The sequence below is a fragment of the Pseudoalteromonas sp. 10-33 genome, assembly GCF_001469195.1.
Classification (GTDB): domain Bacteria; phylum Pseudomonadota; class Gammaproteobacteria; order Enterobacterales; family Alteromonadaceae; genus Pseudoalteromonas.
In genome coordinates, this window is the sequence record NZ_LOFI01000001.1 from 1 (window position 1) to 17,882 (window position 17,882).

The 17,882-nt window shown below is 40.3% G+C and carries 14 protein-coding genes and 2 rRNA genes; 14 read left to right on the top strand and 2 right to left on the bottom strand.

Features of this window, described 5'->3' with window-relative positions; translation table 11 throughout:
• The 6 genes from ATS76_RS00005 to ATS76_RS00030 all read left to right on the top strand — a co-directional run.
• Window positions 1-497, top strand: a 23S ribosomal RNA gene (locus tag ATS76_RS00005); the annotation flags it as partial.
• A 211-nt stretch (window positions 498-708) separates the two neighbouring features.
• Window positions 709-823: ribosomal RNA gene (gene rrf / locus ATS76_RS00010) — 5S ribosomal RNA — on the top strand.
• A 445-nt stretch (window positions 824-1,268) separates the two neighbouring features.
• On the top strand, window positions 1,269-2,045 hold the full coding sequence (locus tag ATS76_RS00015) for a VOC family protein (protein WP_058550545.1): 777 nt from the start codon (window positions 1,269-1,271) through the stop codon (window positions 2,043-2,045).
• Window positions 2,046-2,184: 139 nt separating this feature from the next.
• Window positions 2,185-2,547, top strand: coding sequence for a hypothetical protein (locus ATS76_RS00020; protein ID WP_058550546.1), 363 nt, complete (start codon window positions 2,185-2,187; stop codon window positions 2,545-2,547).
• Complete coding sequence (locus ATS76_RS00025) at window positions 2,544-4,874, top strand: fatty acid cis/trans isomerase (protein WP_058550547.1); 2,331 nt, start codon at window positions 2,544-2,546, stop codon at window positions 4,872-4,874. Before ATS76_RS00020 ends, ATS76_RS00025 begins: the two co-directional genes overlap by 4 nt.
• Before the next feature lie 109 nt (window positions 4,875-4,983).
• Window positions 4,984-6,714, top strand: a complete 1,731-nt coding sequence (locus tag ATS76_RS00030) for a response regulator (RefSeq protein WP_058550548.1) — start codon at window positions 4,984-4,986, stop codon at window positions 6,712-6,714.
• 180 nt (window positions 6,715-6,894) lie between these two features.
• On the opposite strand, the gene ATS76_RS00035 is transcribed toward ATS76_RS00030, so the two are convergent.
• Together ATS76_RS00035 and ATS76_RS00040 are read right to left on the bottom strand one after the other, a co-directional pair.
• Window positions 6,895-7,086 (bottom strand): hypothetical protein, encoded by a 192-nt coding sequence (locus tag ATS76_RS00035; RefSeq protein WP_058403897.1) that lies wholly within the window; start codon window positions 7,084-7,086, stop codon window positions 6,895-6,897.
• A 68-nt stretch (window positions 7,087-7,154) separates the two neighbouring features.
• Window positions 7,155-8,033: a TraB/GumN family protein gene (locus ATS76_RS00040; protein WP_058550549.1), complete on the bottom strand. Its 879-nt coding sequence runs from the start codon at window positions 8,031-8,033 to the stop codon at window positions 7,155-7,157.
• Window positions 8,034-8,701: 668 nt separating this feature from the next.
• Here ATS76_RS00040 and ilvG point away from each other — a divergent pair.
• The 8 genes from ilvG to ATS76_RS00080 all read left to right on the top strand — a co-directional run bounded on the left by ilvG (window position 8,702) and on the right by ATS76_RS00080 (window position 17,820).
• Entirely contained in the window at window positions 8,702-10,351 is a 1,650-nt protein-coding gene (gene ilvG, locus ATS76_RS00045; RefSeq protein ID WP_058550550.1) for an acetolactate synthase 2 catalytic subunit, read from the top strand.
• The gene (ilvM, locus tag ATS76_RS00050; protein WP_006793049.1) at window positions 10,348-10,590 is read left to right on the top strand and encodes an acetolactate synthase 2 small subunit; all 243 of its coding nucleotides are present in this window, start codon (window positions 10,348-10,350) and stop codon (window positions 10,588-10,590) included. The genes ilvG and ilvM overlap by 4 nt, the downstream gene beginning before the upstream one ends.
• A gap of 99 nt (window positions 10,591-10,689) precedes the next feature.
• The gene (gene ilvD, locus ATS76_RS00055; RefSeq protein WP_058550551.1) at window positions 10,690-12,546 is read left to right on the top strand and encodes a dihydroxy-acid dehydratase; all 1,857 of its coding nucleotides are present in this window, start codon (window positions 10,690-10,692) and stop codon (window positions 12,544-12,546) included.
• Between the two features lie 2 nt (window positions 12,547-12,548).
• The gene (ilvA, locus tag ATS76_RS00060) at window positions 12,549-14,102 is read left to right on the top strand and encodes a threonine ammonia-lyase, biosynthetic (protein ID WP_058550552.1); all 1,554 of its coding nucleotides are present in this window, start codon (window positions 12,549-12,551) and stop codon (window positions 14,100-14,102) included.
• Between the two features lie 95 nt (window positions 14,103-14,197).
• Complete coding sequence (locus ATS76_RS00065) at window positions 14,198-15,241, top strand: ABC transporter substrate-binding protein (protein ID WP_058550553.1); 1,044 nt, start codon at window positions 14,198-14,200, stop codon at window positions 15,239-15,241.
• 53 nt (window positions 15,242-15,294) lie between these two features.
• The gene (locus tag ATS76_RS00070) at window positions 15,295-16,482 is read left to right on the top strand and encodes a methyltransferase (protein WP_058550554.1); all 1,188 of its coding nucleotides are present in this window, start codon (window positions 15,295-15,297) and stop codon (window positions 16,480-16,482) included.
• Between the two features lie 29 nt (window positions 16,483-16,511).
• On the top strand, window positions 16,512-17,171 hold the full coding sequence (can, locus tag ATS76_RS00075) for a carbonate dehydratase (protein WP_058550555.1): 660 nt from the start codon (window positions 16,512-16,514) through the stop codon (window positions 17,169-17,171).
• Window positions 17,172-17,175: 4 nt separating this feature from the next.
• Window positions 17,176-17,820, top strand: coding sequence for an NADH dehydrogenase (locus ATS76_RS00080; protein WP_058550556.1), 645 nt, complete (start codon window positions 17,176-17,178; stop codon window positions 17,818-17,820).
• The last annotated feature ends 62 nt before the right edge of the window (window positions 17,821-17,882 follow it).

Below are 17,882 nucleotides of genomic sequence, written 5' to 3' on the forward strand. Positions count from 1 at the left end.
TGGAAGGGCCATCGCTCAACGGATAAAAGGTACTCCGGGGATAACAGGCTGATACCGCCCAAGAGTTCATATCGACGGCGGTGTTTGGCACCTCGATGTCGGCTCATCACATCCTGGGGCTGAAGTCGGTCCCAAGGGTATGGCTGTTCGCCATTTAAAGTGGTACGCGAGCTGGGTTTAGAACGTCGTGAGACAGTTCGGTCCCTATCTGCCGTGGGCGTTTGAGAATTGAGAGGGGTTGCTCCTAGTACGAGAGGACCGGAGTGAACGAACCGCTGGTGTTCGGGTTGTCATGCCAATGGCATTGCCCGGTAGCTACGTTCGGAACTGATAAGCGCTGAAAGCATCTAAGCGCGAAGCAGGCCTCGAGATGAGTTCTCACTAGACTTTTAAAGTCTCTGAAGGGCCGTTGAAGACTACAACGTTGATAGGCAAGATGTGGAAGTGGTGTGAGCCATTAAGCTAACTTGTACTAATTACCCGTGAGGCTTAACCATACAACGCCAAACGCGTTTTGTGTGATAGTTGAACAAGCGAAGAAGTTAATATAACTAAAGTAGATATTACTTAGAAAGACTTAAAAAATATTATCAGATATTTTCCAAATTTATGAGGTGACTCTTAGCGCGTAGCGTTAACATTGAGGCACCTTGCGCAAAGGAAAAAGAAGCACTACGTGCTTGTCATAAATCCTTTGCACCTAATTTGCTTGGTGACAATAGCGTTTTGGACCCACCTGATCCCATGCCGAACTCAGTAGTGAAACGAAACAGCGCCGATGATAGTGTAGCATTTGCTATGTGAAAGTAGGACATTACCAGGCTTCAAATACAAGAAAGCCCGATTCGAAAGAGTCGGGCTTTTTTACGTCTATAGGAAAGTAAAGTTAAGCATTTCTTTCTCTAAAGCGCAGCGTCTCTTAAGCGAAGCGCCTCTTTGTGAACAGTATTTGGACTAAAGCAGATACATTAAACCAAGCCATATTCGCTCATCTATTTCATCATAACTACTAAATACATAACATAATTAGATGTAGAGTATTGACCTAGTTAACTCCATATTTCTCAATTGGACTAAATGCAGCAAGGTAATAACGTGTATGGTATTAAAAATAGAGCGCCTGTTTTAGATGCTCTAATTTAGATTTCAACACGTTCCTTATATCTATCATCGACTCTTAATAGTTATTGATTTAAGCTAATTAAAATTTAATCTTGCGTACTACGTTTTAAGAGTATGCCTAATATAAAAATAACAAAGGCTTCAATATGGACAATTATCCACAAGGTATTTTTTGCTGGTCAGAGCTATGTACACATAATTGGAAAGAGGGTAAAGCTTTTTATACGTCTTTATTTGACTGGGGTACTGATGATCAACCTATAGGCGATGATCTATTTTATACTATGTTACAAAAAGAGAATGACGACATTGCCGCCATGTATGAAATGCCAAAAGAGCAAATTCAAGAGGGTATTCCAAGCAGTTGGTTAACTTATATTGCGGTAGACGATGTGGATGAATGTGCATTAAAAGCGAAGGAACTCGGAGCAGAAATAATTGCAGGTCCTCATAATGTTATGAATGCTGGCCGGATGTTAATGCTTACTGATCCGGGTGGAGCAACAGTTGCTTTATGGCAAGGTAGAGAACATAAAGGATGCAAGCGTCTCTCAGAGCTATCAACGCCTTATTGGCATGAGCTAGCTACACGCAACAGTAAAATTAGTAACGAGTTTTATTGTGCTTTGCTGGGATGGAGAAGTGAAATAAAACCAATGGATGGTATGGATTACACATTATTCATGGTGGATGGGAAGCCTGTTGCTGGAATGCTTGAAATGAATAATGAATGGCCTGAGGAGGTTCCTCCTCATTGGATGATTTATTTTTTAGTTGATAACTGCGATTCAACAGCCAACAAGGCACAGGAACTGGGGGCTCAATTATGTGTACCTTCTACTACAGTACCTGAAGTTGGTCGGTTTGCCGTTTTTTGCGATCCTCAAGGTGCTGTTTTTTCGGTGATCCAAGCGCAAGAGTAACGCGTTTATGGCGTATGAGTGAGTGTATGGGAAGACTAACTTGTACTCAACTACTCTGGCTATTAGCTTTAGCGTTTAATTATTCGTTATTTTGTTATAATGCCAGCCATATAAAATATCTATGCATGTTGAGCAGACAATGGAATTTGAACAAAATAGCAATTTAACCCTTCCTTTATTTCTATTAAATGAGTCTTTAAGTGATAGAGATTTAGAACAGCCTGATTTTGAAATATTAATACCACTTGATGATGATCTACTTGCTCAAATTTGCCAAAACCCTTCAGAGGATAGCAGCATAGCTATTACAGTGACAGATTATGAATTATTGATTACAGACCCTGCTTATACTCCTGTGTTAGAGCAACCGCACAGTGCGCAAATAACTTTAATTCATGGTCCTGTTCTAAGTGTTGTACTCAATACTGAGAACCAAAATGTATTTATATCTCCGCAAATGGATATGATGCCGACCTTCGATTTGGGTGATGAAGACGAATGAACAAACTCATAGGTATCGTTATATTAGTTATTCTCAGTGGTTGTGCGTACTTAGGTAATGCTCATTACAATGAGATATTTGGCACTGAACAACCTCAGCTGAGAATTGTTTCTCATAATACAGGCGAAGGGGCTAATTTTTTACAAAATGTAAAACCTGTGCTTGATACTCGCTGTGTTGTTTGTCATGGTTGTTACGATGCACCTTGTCAGTTAAAACTATCATCCCCTGAAGGGATAGATAGAGGTGTAAGTAAAAACCTTGTTTATGATGGTACTCGTTTACTTGCTACAACCCCAAGTCGGCTATTGTTTGATGCGACAACCACGCAGCAATGGCGAGAAAGGAATTTTACTCCAGTTTTAAATGAGCGAATCCAAACTCAAGAAGCTAACTTGGCTGGTAGCGTGCTGTTTAATAGTTTAGTGCTAAAGCAAAGTCATGAATTACCTGCAAATGAAATATTAGGTGATGAGTTTGATTTTTCGCTGAGCCGCTCTCAAACCTGTGCCACTATGGGGGAGTTTGATCAATTAGCGAGTGAACAACCTCATGCTGGTATGCCTTATGGATTACCGGGTGTATCTCGTGATGAGTTTAATCATTTGCAGAAATGGCTCAAAGCAGGTGGAAAGATGGCGCATATCGACCCGCCAACTGAGTTTGAGCTTGAGCAGGTTAAGCGTTGGGAAGCTTTTTTAAACCAAGATGCTTTGAAGTATCAGTTATCGGCTCGCTATATATACGAGCATTGGTTTTTAGCTCACATATATTTTGACCAAAAGACCCCAGATAACTTTTTTAAGCTTGTTCGTTCGAGCACGCCACCCGGTGAAAAAATAAAATTAATAAGCACACGCCGACCTTATGACGATCCTAAGGTTAACCGTGTTTACTACCGATTACTGCATGATCGCAGCACTATTTTATCTAAAACTCACTTACCGCTTAAGCTAAATGATGAAAAGTTGGCCCGTTTATACCAACAGTTCATTGCACCAGAGTATACGGTTAAAAGCATGCCAAGCTACAAGGCAGAGTCTGCATCTAATCCGTTTAAAACGTTTGAAGTGATCCCTATTGATTCTAAATATCAGTTTATGCTTGATGAAGCTGAGTTAATTATTATGGGCTTTATTAAAGGGCCAGTATGCCGTGGTCAAATTGCGTTAAATGTGATTAACGACCACTTTTGGGTTGCTTTTGCTGATCCCAAAAAAGTGGCAACCCCAGCGGTTGGACAAATGATAATGCAGCATGAAGACGCACTTGAATTACCCGCCGCAGAGGAAAGTAATGCATTTCCTATTGCTAACTGGGTTAAATACTCAGCTCTGGAGCAAAAATATTTAAAAGCAAAGGTCAATTTAGCTAATGAGATGTTTAAAGGTGGCGAGCATTTAACAACAGATCTATTGTGGAAAGGAGATGGTCACAATAAAAATGCAGCATTGACTATATTTCGTCATTTTGACAGCGCCACCGTGGTGAAAGGTTTTATTGGCCAAGAGCCAAAAACAACTTGGATTTTAGATTATGCCTTATTTGAGCGAATTCATTATTTGCTGGTTGCTGGTTTTGATGTTTACGGCAATATTGGGCATCAACTGGTAACGCGTTTGTATATGGATTTTTTACGCTTAGAAGGAGAGCAAAACTTCTTAGCATTATTACCTGAAAGTAAACGAGATAAAATTAAAGGCCAGTGGTATCGTAAATCACCACCAAGTCTTGCTGAGTTTTTTAAAAATAACCGTGAGTTTAGTCAGCCAAGCGGTATAACTTATAAAACAAGCAATCCTCAAAAAGAGTTATATGCATTAATTAAAGAGGCGCTAAGCCCAGTGCTAAGCGAACACTACGATTATAAACAAGTACCTAAATCGCTAAGTGCCATTAATGCTATGCCTGCAAAAGCAGTAAACTTACTACCGCAGTTATCGTTTGTGTTAGTAAAGCAAGATGACGATAGCCATAAGGCTTATACCATTATTCATCATAACGCACATTACAATATTTCGAGCTTATTAAATGAAGACGGTCAACGAGCTTTTGACGAAGACACGGCAACAATCGTCCCCGGTTTTATAGGTGACTACCCAGCTTCCATTTGGTATTTGAATAATGAACAACAGGTTGAGGCTTTTGCTGAACAGTTACCTATGATGCAAGTTGAAGCTGACTACGCAGCTCTAAAAACTAAGTTTGGTATTAGACGTTCCCATCCACAGTTTTGGCAATACAGCGATATTTTGCACGCTACAGCAAAAAAATACCGTGGTATTGAATACGGGATGTTCGATTACAATCGTTTAGAAAATAGATAGTAAATCCTCTTATATAGCCCAGCTTTGAGTTGGGCTTTTTTATATTTATAGATTAAGCATAGATATTGATGTAATTGGACTACACTTAAACCAAAAAGTTAGGCTAACTATGTTTGAAATTGTTGCAAATATTCGCCTACGTAATCGGTGGGCATTAATCGCGATTGCGCTATTAATTAGTGTTTCTGTATCACTAATGCAGTACTTTTTTTCAGTACAAAAAAATGATGCAAACATTATTAACATTGCTGGTAAACAGCGAATGCTGTCGCAAAAAATTGCATTGCATGGTGATAAGTTATTAACCTCGCAAGTACCTAGTACAGATCATCAGCAGTCTTTAGATGCATCGCTCAGCCTATTTAAAGCAAACCATCAATATTTATTGTCAAAAAACGATAATGGTCAATATAAATATCTCAGCCCTGAGCTTATCAAGTTATATATAAAATCACCTATTGAGCTAGATTTGCGTGTGCAAAAATTTATCCAGCAGGTAGAAGGGCTGCTGTATAAACAGGAAAAAATAGACCCCAATGTGTTTTCTGTTAAGCGCATGGAAGAGTTACTAAAGTATTTAGATCAAGCTGTTGGCTTATTTGAAAAAGAGTCCGTTAAAAAAGTGGCGTGGGTGTCTTCAGCCGAGTTGTTTTTTTGGTTGCTAACTATGTTATTGCTTATTGGTGTATTACGCTTTGTGTTCATACCGATGGAAAAGCAGATCACTAAGGCGTTATCAAAGTATCAACAGCAAAAAGATTTTGCGCAGCAAGTGAGCAAAAATAAAGAACACTTTATAGCTCGAGCAAGTCATGAGTTTAGAACGCCTCTACAAGGCTTTATTGCCTCGATTGATTCGTTAGAGGTCAGTAATAGCCAAAAATCGATTAAAACACAGGCCTCTTATTGCGCATCAAGAATAATAGCAATGCTTGACGAGCTACAAGATTTACAGGCACTTAGTTTAGGTCGTTGGACATTGAAACCGTCAAATGAAAACTTACTTCAGTCATTCAATAAAGTGCTTTTAGGGTATGAATTTGGTTACATCCAAAAAGGTATTACCTTAGTTACAACACTTGATTCGACACTTGATCAAGCTATAAAACTAGATCATCAACGCTTTCAGCAAGTGTTAGCTGAGTTAGTTGGCAACGCATTAAAGTTTACAGAAGAGGGGTCTGTTACTGTTAAGGCTTGTGTTAGCAATAAGCAATTAACAGTAACAATCACGGATACAGGTTCAGGGTTAACCAAGCCAGTCAGCAAGTTAACTTTTAATTCATCTAATCAAAATAATCACTTTCAAGGGTTAAGAACAGGCCTTGCAAGGGTGCAGTACATTGTTGATGCTTTTGACGGAAATATTGTGTTTGAAAATACATCGCCAAATGGGGTGCGCGTTACGCTGAAAATGCCCGTTGTGATTGATGAAAGTGCACCTTCGTTATGTGCGCTGTTACCTAAAAATCTGCATTGTTTAGTTGTTGAAGATAACCCGTTAAACATGCACATATTAACGCGAATTCTTTCACAACTTAACTACAGCTATGAATGTGCAGAAAACGGAAAGGTCGCCTGCGAGATGGCCACTAAAAACGAATACCAGGTTATTTTTATGGATTTAAATATGCCAATAATGGATGGCTTTGAGGCTATTAAAAAAATACGCATTTTTGACGCTAATACGCCTATTATTGTGGTTACCGCTAATACATCTACAGAGGATATGAAGTTAGTATATGAGTATGGCGCCAGTGGGCATATTCATAAACCAATTGGTAAGCAAGCAATTGTCGATGCGCTATTTAATGTATGTATGAGCAGTGAAATAAATTAAAAATGTGTAAAATACGCTGACTTACATAATTAGCCTTATGTTAACTTGGCAGTACAGTAAGTGCTATGATGTAGGCAAATCGACACTGTTTGCAGTGCTAATTGATAAGGTTAAATTAGTACTGCAAGCATAGAAGCACCTTACCCAAATGAAGTTATTGCTACCTGAGATACAATTTTTTTAGGTTTTAGAATGTTTTTTATATTTTTTATTAATACTTTCTATTGCGTAAATAATAATTTCGATCACAAGAAGTAAAGAAGCAATGATTAACCCACCACTTGGTTTAAAGTGTCCCTCTTGATAGTAATATATTCCACTTATAAAAAGCATGGAGAGAAAAAATAAAATCTCGAATTGAATACGTTTCATAATCCACCTAAATATTATTAGCTTACGCAGGGTAAATATTTACGTAAGCTTTATTGGAGTTCTTAGTTTTAAAGACGAGTAACACTAAAACCTTTGTCTTTTAGCTGCTTAATTAAGCCATGTTGCTCTGGTAAGTGCAGTGCACCTACCGCAATAAATAGTTTTTCGTTAGCTAAGCGAGGCACTAATTGCTCAACCCATTTATTATTTCGACTAACCAGCATGACTTGCTCGCTTATTTCACCGTAATTACTATCGTCAAAGCTCATATTGTAGTACTCGGTAAGCGTATCCATATCGCCATTTTTCCACGCGTTTACTAGCTTAATAAAATAAGTATTAATGTCGGCAAGCTGCTCGAAGGTTTCTTCAATCATTTCGTTACTTAATAGCGCCATACCATCAAACATTTGTAACTGCTGCTCTAGGGTTTCTAGTTCGCTTATTTTTATATTTTGCTTTTTAGCGTAAGCAAGTACTTGCTTGTCTATGCCTGTTTGATCAGAAAATCCTGCATTTTGAAATTCAATTTGCATCATAGTTACCATTACAGCCCACGGTTTAAAGGTGTTAAACATGGCAATATCAATCGACTTTTTTGCAAAGTAATCTTTAAGCTTTTTGTAGTTTTGTTTTGATAGTTCTGTTTGTAATGTTTTGCCATTTTTTAGCATCATTAACGGCATAGAGCGCTGTTGCATCTCAAATGGAGTAAGTTTACTAATATCCACTTCCACAACCACTTCATTACTTTGCTCAATGGCTTGAGTTATATTTTCAGGCAAGCCTTTCATACTGGCATCACCTACGTGAACAGTGCCAAATAAATAAGATGTTGTGCCGTTTTTTTCTATTTTATATAAGGCTGGTGTTGCAAGGCTATTAAAGCTGAGTGCTGTAAGCAGCACCATAATGAAAAAGTAACTAATACGAGGTATCGGTTTCATGGTTTGTCCTTCAAATCCTGTTGTTGAGTTAAACAAATACTAACCTAAATTTGCCTATACAGCAGTGCTAAATTCAGTATTTATCAATCGTCTTTGTGAGGGTATTGGTACTAATATACGCGCTCAGTAGAATATTTGTTCTAGTTACGTTTTTTGATTTAGTAAAGTCGCAAGTCATAATCATTAAAACTATTCGGAAGGTCTAAATACTATCTGTATAAAAAATTAATTTAATTTTTACTTAAACTCAAAAATTAATCAAACCATAAATGGGGGATATAAGAATAGTGAATTTCTATACTTTAAATTAAAACATAAAAATTTCTTTATAGTTGTTTTTAGTGAATTTTAAAACCACTTAATTTAAGTTTTAGTGCTTTTTTTGAATTGAGTTTGGTATTGACTTAAACCGCTCAGCGCGGTACTAATACATAACAGAGCGAAAGATGAACTTTCGCAACAGATTATTTAAATTTGGTGTTAATTACATGCTTACAACTGCACTTAAACTAGTCCTGATTATTATCGTGGTGATTATTCCCGCGGGGGCTTTGTAGTGCTATAAACTTGAGCATTAAAAAGCCCTCCGCACTTAACCAGTACGGAGGGCTTTTTAGTTTTAAGGGTAAAAATTAATTAGGTTGTCACTGAAGAATGAGGATTTATTAATGACAGGCGCAGAACTCACAATCGACTTATTAGCCAAACACGGCGTAAAAGAGGTATTTGGCTACCCTGGTGGAGCCATTATGCCAATTTACGATGCGCTGTATGGTGCGCCAGTCAAGCATTACCTCACTCGCCACGAGCAAGGTGCTGGTTTTGCTGCTGTAGGTTATGCCCGCAGCACAGGTAAATTAGGCGTATGTTTAGCAACATCAGGCCCTGGGGCAACTAATTTAATAACAGCACTTGCCGATGCAATGATGGACTCAGTACCATTATTAGCAATTACTGGCCAAGTACCTACTGCAGCCATTGGCTCTGATGCATTTCAAGAAGTAGATGTGCTAGGTATGTCACTTTCGTGCACAAAACACAGTTACATGGTAGAGCGTCCAGAAGATTTAGCCGAAATACTACAAGAGGCCATGCACTTAGCCCTAAGTGGTCGCCCAGGTCCTGTACTTGTGGATATCCCCAAAGATATTCAAATGGCGCAAGTGCCTTTTAAGCCGTGGTTAGCCGCTGATGAATACTTACCGCAACTCGATTTAAACCAAGTTGCTATTGCAAATCAGTTATTAAGTGAAGCAAAGCAGCCAGTTGCATATGTTGGCGGCGGCGTGCAAGCCGCTGATGCGCAAAATGAGTTAATGCAGTTTTTAAATAAAACGCAGATGCCAGCAGTATCAACACTTAAGGCATTAGGCAGTGTATTACCAGATTACGAACATTACTTAGGTATGCTAGGCATGCACGGTACACAAGCCGCTAATATAGCAGTACAAGAGTGCGATGTATTAGTGTGTATAGGCGCTCGCTTTGATGATCGCGTAACAGGTAACTTAGCTAAATTTGCCGCTAAAGCAAAAGTAATTCACTTAGATATAGATGCGGCTGAAGTAAGTAAACGAAAACCTGCTAAAGCCTCATTAATTGCTGATTTAAAAACGTCATTACCGACACTTGAGTGCTTTGTAACCCCTAAAGCGTGGTGCGATACAAATAGGCAGTTAAGCGTAAAACATGCGTGGCGCTACGACTACCCAGGCGAAAAAGTATTTGCCCCGTATTTATTGAACCAATTAAGCCAGCGTATGCCAAAAACAGGCGTAGTGTGCTGCGATGTTGGTCAGCATCAAATGTGGGTAGCGCAACACATGAAATTTAGCCACCCGAGCAACCATTTAAGTAGTGGTGGTGCAGGCACAATGGGCTTTGGTTTACCTGCAGCCATAGGTGCACAAGTAGCGCGTCCAGACGATTTTGTAATAACGGTGTCGGGTGATGGCTCAATCATGATGAACATTCAAGAGCTTGCGACTATTCGCCGTAACAATTTACCAGTAAAAATACTAATATTAGATAACCAACGCTTAGGTATGGTTCGCCAATGGCAGGAGCTATTTTTTGAAGGACGTTACTCTGAAACAAACCTTTCAGATAACCCTGATTTTGTTCAGTTAGCCGCTGTATTTGGTATTCCTGGGCAAACAATTACACATGCAAATCAAGTTGATGATGCGATAACTGCATTAGTTAACAGCAAAGGGCCGTACATAGTACATGCCTGCATAGACGATAAAGAAAACGTATGGCCACTTGTACCACCTGGGGCTGCAAATGACGAAATGATTACGGAGAAAGCACAATGAAACACAGCCTAACTATTGCATTAAAGAGCCAAAGTATAGCGGTCGAGCGTTTTTTACGTGTAGTGCGTCACCGTGGTTTTGATCTTACGCATTTTCAGCTCAATATGGATGATGGCCACTATAATGTAGCGATGACAGTAGACAGCGATAAACCAATCCATCTTTTAACAAGCCAGTTAAATAAGCTGGTGGACGTTAAAGAAATCACTTTACAAAATTTACAGCAACAAGCTGTGTAATTGCTAACGACACAAATTTACGAGTAATTTAATAACAGTTACTCACCAATTTTTAGAATGAGGAATGCCCGCTTACAGAGCGGCAAAACAGAGGTAACTATGGCTAAATTAAGAAGTGCAACAACAACTGAAGGACGTAAACGCGCAGGCGCACGTGCATTATGGCGCGCAACAGGCATGACCGACACAGACTTTGGTAAACCAATTATTGCTGTAGTTAACTCGTTTACGCAATTTGTACCAGGGCATGTTCACCTTAATCAGCTTAGTGAGTTAATGGCTGAAACAATCACGCAAGCGGGTGGTGTACCAAAAGAATTTAATACCATCGCTATTGATGACGGTATCGCAATGGGCCACGGGGGTATGCTTTACTCACTCCCATCACGCGACCTAATTGCCGATTCGGTTGAGTACATGGTTAACGGGCACTGCGCCGATGCGATGATCTGTATTTCTAACTGTGACAAAATCACCCCAGGAATGATGCTTGCAGCGCTGCGTTTAAATATACCTGTTATTTTTGTATCGGGCGGACCAATGGAAGCGGGTAAAACGAAACTTGCTAACATCGATATTAAATTAGATTTAGTCGATGCCATGGTTAAAGGCGCTGATGAGTCGGTAAGTGATGCTGATTCAGAGCAAGTAGAGCGCTCTGCATGTCCTACCTGTGGTTCGTGTTCGGGCATGTTTACTGCAAACTCGATGAACTGTTTACTAGAGGCTATTGGCCTTGCACTACCGGGTAACGGTACAACGCTTGCGACCCATAAAGACCGTAAGCAGCTATATGTAGAAGCGGGTGCTCGCATTGTTGATTTATGCCGTGAGTACTACCAAAAAGATAACCAAGACGTACTGCCTCGCGCTATTGCTAACAAAACAGCCTTTATGAACTCTATGGTTGTTGATATTGCCATGGGTGGGTCATCTAATACGGTATTGCATTTATTAGCTGCGGCACAAGAAGCCGGCGTCGATTTTGACATGTCGCACATTGATGAGCTATCTCGTAAAACACCATTTTTATGTAAAGTTGCCCCAGCAACAGCGCAGTACCACATTGAAGATGTGCACCGTGCTGGTGGCATGATGGCTATTGTGCGTGAGTTGGGCAAAGCCGGTTTAGTTGATTTATCGGTAAACCACGTAGCGGGTATGACCATGGGGGAGCTTGTTAAAAAGTGGGATGCGACTGATCCAACAAACGAAGCCGCACAAAAGTTTTACCGCGCAGGCCCTGCTGGTATTCGTACTACAAAAGCAATGAGCCAAGAATGCCGTTGGGATGAAGGCGATAACGACCGTGAAAACGGTTGTATTCGTAGTGTTGAGCACGCTTTTCGCCAAGATGGCGGCTTAGCTGTGCTCTCAGGTAACTTAGCGGTTGATGGCTGTATAGTTAAAAGCGCTGGCGTTGTTGACGAAATGCTACATTTTGAAGGCACTGCAGTGGTGTACGAATCACAAGACGATTCCGTAGAAGGTATTTTAAACGACGAAGTAAAAGCCGGTGACATTGTTGTTATTCGTTACGAGGGCCCTAAAGGCGGCCCAGGTATGCAAGAAATGCTTTACCCAACGAGCTACTTAAAATCAAAAGGCTTAGCTGAAAAGTGTGCATTGATCACCGATGGTCGTTTCTCAGGTGGTACATCAGGCTTATCTATTGGCCACGTATCGCCAGAAGCGGCAAGCGGCGGTGCCATAGCGTATGTTGAAAATGGCGACAAAATTATTATTGATATAGCAACGCGCGAAATCACCTTAGCATTAAGCGATGAAGAACTTGAAGCGCGTAAGCAAAAGCAACTAGCGCGTGGCAAATTAGCGTACAAACCGGTTGATCGTGAGCGTTATGTGTCGTCGGCATTAAAAGCGTATGCACTACTTGCAACCAGTGCTGATAAAGGCGCAGTACGTGATTTAGCCAAACTGGAGGAGCTTAGCTAATTATGGTTTCTCAAGAGCTCGATTACTTCCGTGCAATTATTCAAGCAAATATGGAGCCCTTGGCTAAAGTCACTGAGGTCAGCAAAATGCCCGACCTCAGTGCGAAGTTAGGTAACCATGTTTGGTTAAAGCGTGAAGATCAGCAGCCGGTGTATTCGTTTAAACTACGGGGTGCTTTCAATAAACTTAATAAGTTGCCCAAAGGCTCGGTTGTCATTACGGCATCGGCGGGTAACCATGCTCAGGGTGTTGCATTAAGCGCTTCGCATTTAGGGCATAAGGCAACGATTGTGATGCCTGTTACAACGCCAGAAATAAAAGTTAACGCCGTACGGGCTTTAGGCTCAGAGGTGGTATTACATGGTCATCAGTTTGATGTAGCTAAAGCTCATGCACTTGAACTTACAGAGCAGCGTAATGGCATTTTTGTTCCACCATTTGACGACCCTGACGTTATAGTAGGCCAAGGGACTGTAGCACGAGAGCTAATGCAACAACTCAATGAGCTTGATGCAGTATTTATACCTGTTGGTGGCGGTGGTTTACTGGCAGGCATGGCTGTTTATATAAAGTCACTTCGTCCTGATATCAAAGTCATTGGCGTTGAAGCCGATGAGAGTGCTTGTTTACAAGCTGCACTTAAAGCGGGTGAACCGGTAGAGCTTGACCGAGTTGGCAGTTTTGCCGATGGAGTCGCTGTTAAAATTATTGGCAAAGAAACATTTCGCTTGGCACAAAAGTTTTGTGATGAAGTGGTGACTGTAACCAGTGATGAAATATGCGCCGCCATGCAAGACATCTTCGTATCTACACGCGCAATTGCTGAGCCCTCTGGCGCTCTTGCAATAGCAGGGCTAAAAAAGTGGAGTCAGCAATCAGGTCTTAAAGGGTTAAATTTAGCGGCTATATTATCAGGGGCTAATTTAAACTTTGATCGGCTTCGTTATGTAGCAGAGCGCACTGCACTAGGTGAAAAAAACGAAGCGTTATTAGCCGTTACCATTAAAGAAGAAAAAGGCAGTTTTAAACAGTTTTGTGCGTCTTTAGGAGGTCGTGCTATTACTGAGTTCAACTACCGTTATGCAGGGCCTGGTGAAGCGCAAATTTTTGTAGGTATTGCACTGCGTCAAGGAGAGCAGGAGCTCAATGAGCTCAAGCAGGACCTAACTAAAAACGATTACGCATTTTGCGACTTATCAGATAATGAACTTGCTAAATTGCACGTACGTTATATGGTTGGCGGTAAAGCACCCGAAAAACTGCATGAACGTTTGTTACGTTTTGAATTTCCAGAATACCCCGGCGCACTAGCGCGCTTTTTAGATACGTTAGGCAACGATTGGAATATCACATTATTTCATTATCGGAGTCAAGGCGGCTCAATGGGTTATGTATTAGCCGGTTTTGCCATTGAACCTGAGCAATTTGAGACTTTTAACGAGCATTTAAATGACTTAGGCTATAGCGTGCAAGATGAAACGCATAATCCGTGTTTTACACAGTTTTTAACGACGCAACCTCTTTCAGAAAAAACCGCAAAGCTCGCTTCAGTTTAACAGCCATTAAAGAGCAAGTACCTTACAAGGGTGCTTGCTTTATCATTTGTTTTACATATAGTTACTGATACCGTCATTAACTTGAGGAAACTTGGTTGTTACTTAAAGGATTAATACTTGGATTGTGTTGTTTTTGTGGCCAAATTGCGGCGCAAGAATCGGTCACTTTACAATTAAAATGGACACATCAGTTTCAGTTTGCTGGTTACTACATGGCCAAAGAAAAAGGGTTTTATAAAGATGTGGGTCTTGATGTAACCATAAACCCAGCAGATCTAACAATGCCCGATGCGTTTAGTGCTGTGGCTAATGGCGACGCCGAGTTTGGTGTAGGTCACTCGGGTATTTTACAGGAACGTATAAACGGCCAATTTTTTGTAGCAATGGCGCCTATCTTGCAATATTCACCTTATTGCTGGATGGTCAAAGACACCTCTGATATTTTTCACCCTCGTGATTTTGTAAATAAGCGTATTAGTAAAGTGAGTCACAATGATAGCAATGAGTTAATGGCTATGCTGACTCGCAGCGGAGTTAATACGCGTTTGCTTAGTGTATACAACGGTGACAACCCAAGCCAAGCCTGGATTGAAAACAAGCTCGATGCGATGCAAGTTTATCTATCTACTGAGACATACAATATGACTCAAAGAGGTATATCACATCGCCTAATATGTCCTCAGCGTTACGGCATAGACGTCTATGCAGATATCTTATACACCACCAGGAAAATGTTAAACACATCCCCAGAAACGGTCGAAAGATTTTATCAAGCCAGCCTAAAGGGGTGGCGCTACGCAATGATGAATATGGACGAGGCCATTGCGGTAACCCAAATACTTTACGCACCTAACAAAAGTTTCCATGAATTAGCATACGAGGCTGAAATGCTAAAAGAGTATATTATGCCAGCAACAACCAGTTTGGGGCATATGTCTATTCCAAAGTGGCGCCTAATTGCAGACTTGTACGGTATTCACCAAACTGAGTTTGACAAGGTTAAAGCCAGTTTTATTTATAAATATCAGCGGCCGGAACAAATGGAGCTATCATGGATGTTAATTGCAGCGATGATTGTGAGTGTTATTTCTATACCTCTGTATTTGCGTTTAATGTTTAGTAAAAAAATAACCGTTTAATGGCTGTTAATGTTACTGATACAATTGGCCGCCTTTTAATAAATTAAGCTGTTATGACGTTAGCCGAGCAATTTACTTCACTTGATTCTATTTTAAAGCGGACTCGCGCCTATTGGCAGTGCACCGCTTTTGACTTTGATGCGATCCCTTGGCCTGAACTGCAAGGCATATTAAACAGCCTAACCGATGAGCAAGTAGCGACACTTGATACCAAGCAGAATGAATTAATAGATTTTTTTAATCCGCATATTAAGTTACTTGATGAATTACAGCTATTATGTGAATTACCTCAAGCAGATACCCGCCGATATGATTACCCTTTTTGGATTAGTAATGGCATAAAAGGGCGTAAGTTCGAACAACTTCAAGACTTTGTGTCTGCGTTGCCAAACACAAAATTACCGGTATTAGAATGGTGTGCGGGTAAAGGGCATTTAGGTCGCATGCTGGCATTCAACGGTGCTACACATATTAATAGCCTTGAGCTGCAGGCAAATTTATGCGAACAGGGTCAAAAAAGCGCAAAGCAACAAGGCTTGGCGATGCAATTTAGCCAAGTGGATGTATTACATGATGACACTACATTATTTTTTAATACTGAAATGCATGCTGTGGCGCTTCATGCATGCGGCGCTTTACATCAAGCTATGATACACAAAGCAATAGCTGCAAACGTGCAGCAAATTAGCTTCTCACCTTGTTGCTATCATTTATTCACACCGAACGATTACTTGCCAATGAGCGAGCTTGCCAAGCAAAGTCAGCTTAGGTTAACTCACCGTGATTTAAAACTGGCTCTGCAAGAAACAGTAACAGCACCATCTCGAGTTGATAAAATACGAAAAACAGAACTTGAGTGGCGATTGGGCTTTGATGCGCTGAGGAGGTCAATTACCAATGAGTCGTACTACGTTAGTGTCCCCTCAGTTAATAAGGCGGTGTTCTCAGGTTCATTTAAATCATTTTGTGAGTGGGCGGGTGATAAAAAAGCATTAAAAATACCACAAGACATTGATTATGAGCGTTTTTTATCTGAAGGCGTCGCTCGAAAAAAGGTGACTGACAGAATTGAACTGGTTCGACATGTGTTCAGAAGAGCAATTGAGGTTTGGCTTGTGCTCGATCGTGCTTTATATTTGCAACAGCATGGCTATCAAGTAAGTATTAAAACCTTTTGTGAAAAGCAGTTAACGCCTCGGAATATTTTAATTCTTGCCAATAATAACCCTTCCACCCAATAAATAGTCGTTTTGGCTTAATAAGAGATGCAATGAGAAAATTAAAAAAATTGTTCGATAATAATAAAAATTGGGCTGCGCGGACAAGCGAAGCGAACCCAGAGTTTTTTAAAATTTTGTCTATGCAGCAAAACCCAGAGTACTTATGGATTGGTTGTTCAGACTCTCGTGTACCAGCTAATCAAATAGTTGATTTATTACCGGGTGAGCTATTTGTACACCGCAATGTCGCCAATGTAGTTGTACATACTGACCACAATTGCTTATCAGTGATGCAATACGCAGTCGAAGTTTTAAAAGTTAAACACATTATGGTCGTTGGTCATTATGGGTGTGGTGGTGTTCAAGCGGTCCTGAACGATGCAAAGTTTGGCTTTATTGATAATTGGCTTCGTCATGTTGGCGATGTAAAAGAAAAACACATAGAGCAACTCAACAGTATAAATGAAGAACAGCGATTAAGCCGCTTGATAGAACTTAACGTAATAGAGCAAGTTCGTAATGTATGTCGAACCAATATTGTGCAAGATGCATGGGAGCGAGGCCAAGACTTAACGATTCATGGATGGGTTTATGGTTTAGAAAACGGCCATTTACATGACTTAGAAGCGGTTGTAACGTGTGCAGAGGAAGAGTCAGACAGTTACAAACGTGCAATACAACATGTATTTAAAAAAGCAGGTTGTGAGTAAATAAATGACGAAAACGGCGGTTGTTATTGGCGCAACAGGTTTAGTAGGGTCTGAGCTTTTGACGGCATTACTCAGCTGTGTCGAGTATAGTAAAGTTGTTGCTATAACACGCCGAGCGTTACCACTTTCCGATAAAAAGTTAACTAACCATATTATTGATTTTGAAAAGCTGACTCAATACAGTGAGTTATTTAAAGGTGATGTGTTTTTTTCATGTTTAGGTACGACACTTAAACAAGCAGGCTCTGTTGAGGCACAGCGTAAAGTCGACTTTGATTATCAATTTATTGCCGCGCAACTTGCTTCATGTAATGGTATGAAACACTATTGCTTAGTGTCATCAAGTGGTGCAAATGCAAACAGCAGCAGCGCTTATTTAAAAATGAAGGGGCAGTTAGAGCAAGCGGTTATGCCTTTGGCGTTTAATAAAACGAGTGTTTTTCAACCGTCACTGTTATTAGGGGCGCGGGATCACTTTAGGCTAGCTGAAAAGTTAGGCAGTGTTATTTTACCATTACTTACAAAAGTTAGTGTTTTAAAGCGTTATAAACCCATAACAGGCAAGCAAGTTGCTGTAAAAATGTTATTGGTGAGTTTAAAGCAAGAAGAGGCGCAAAAATATTATGTGCTTGATGAGCTATTTGAATAGATATTAATTTCATGTATACATAATAATGTAAAAAAAGCAGCTCAGGCTGCTTTTTTATGCGT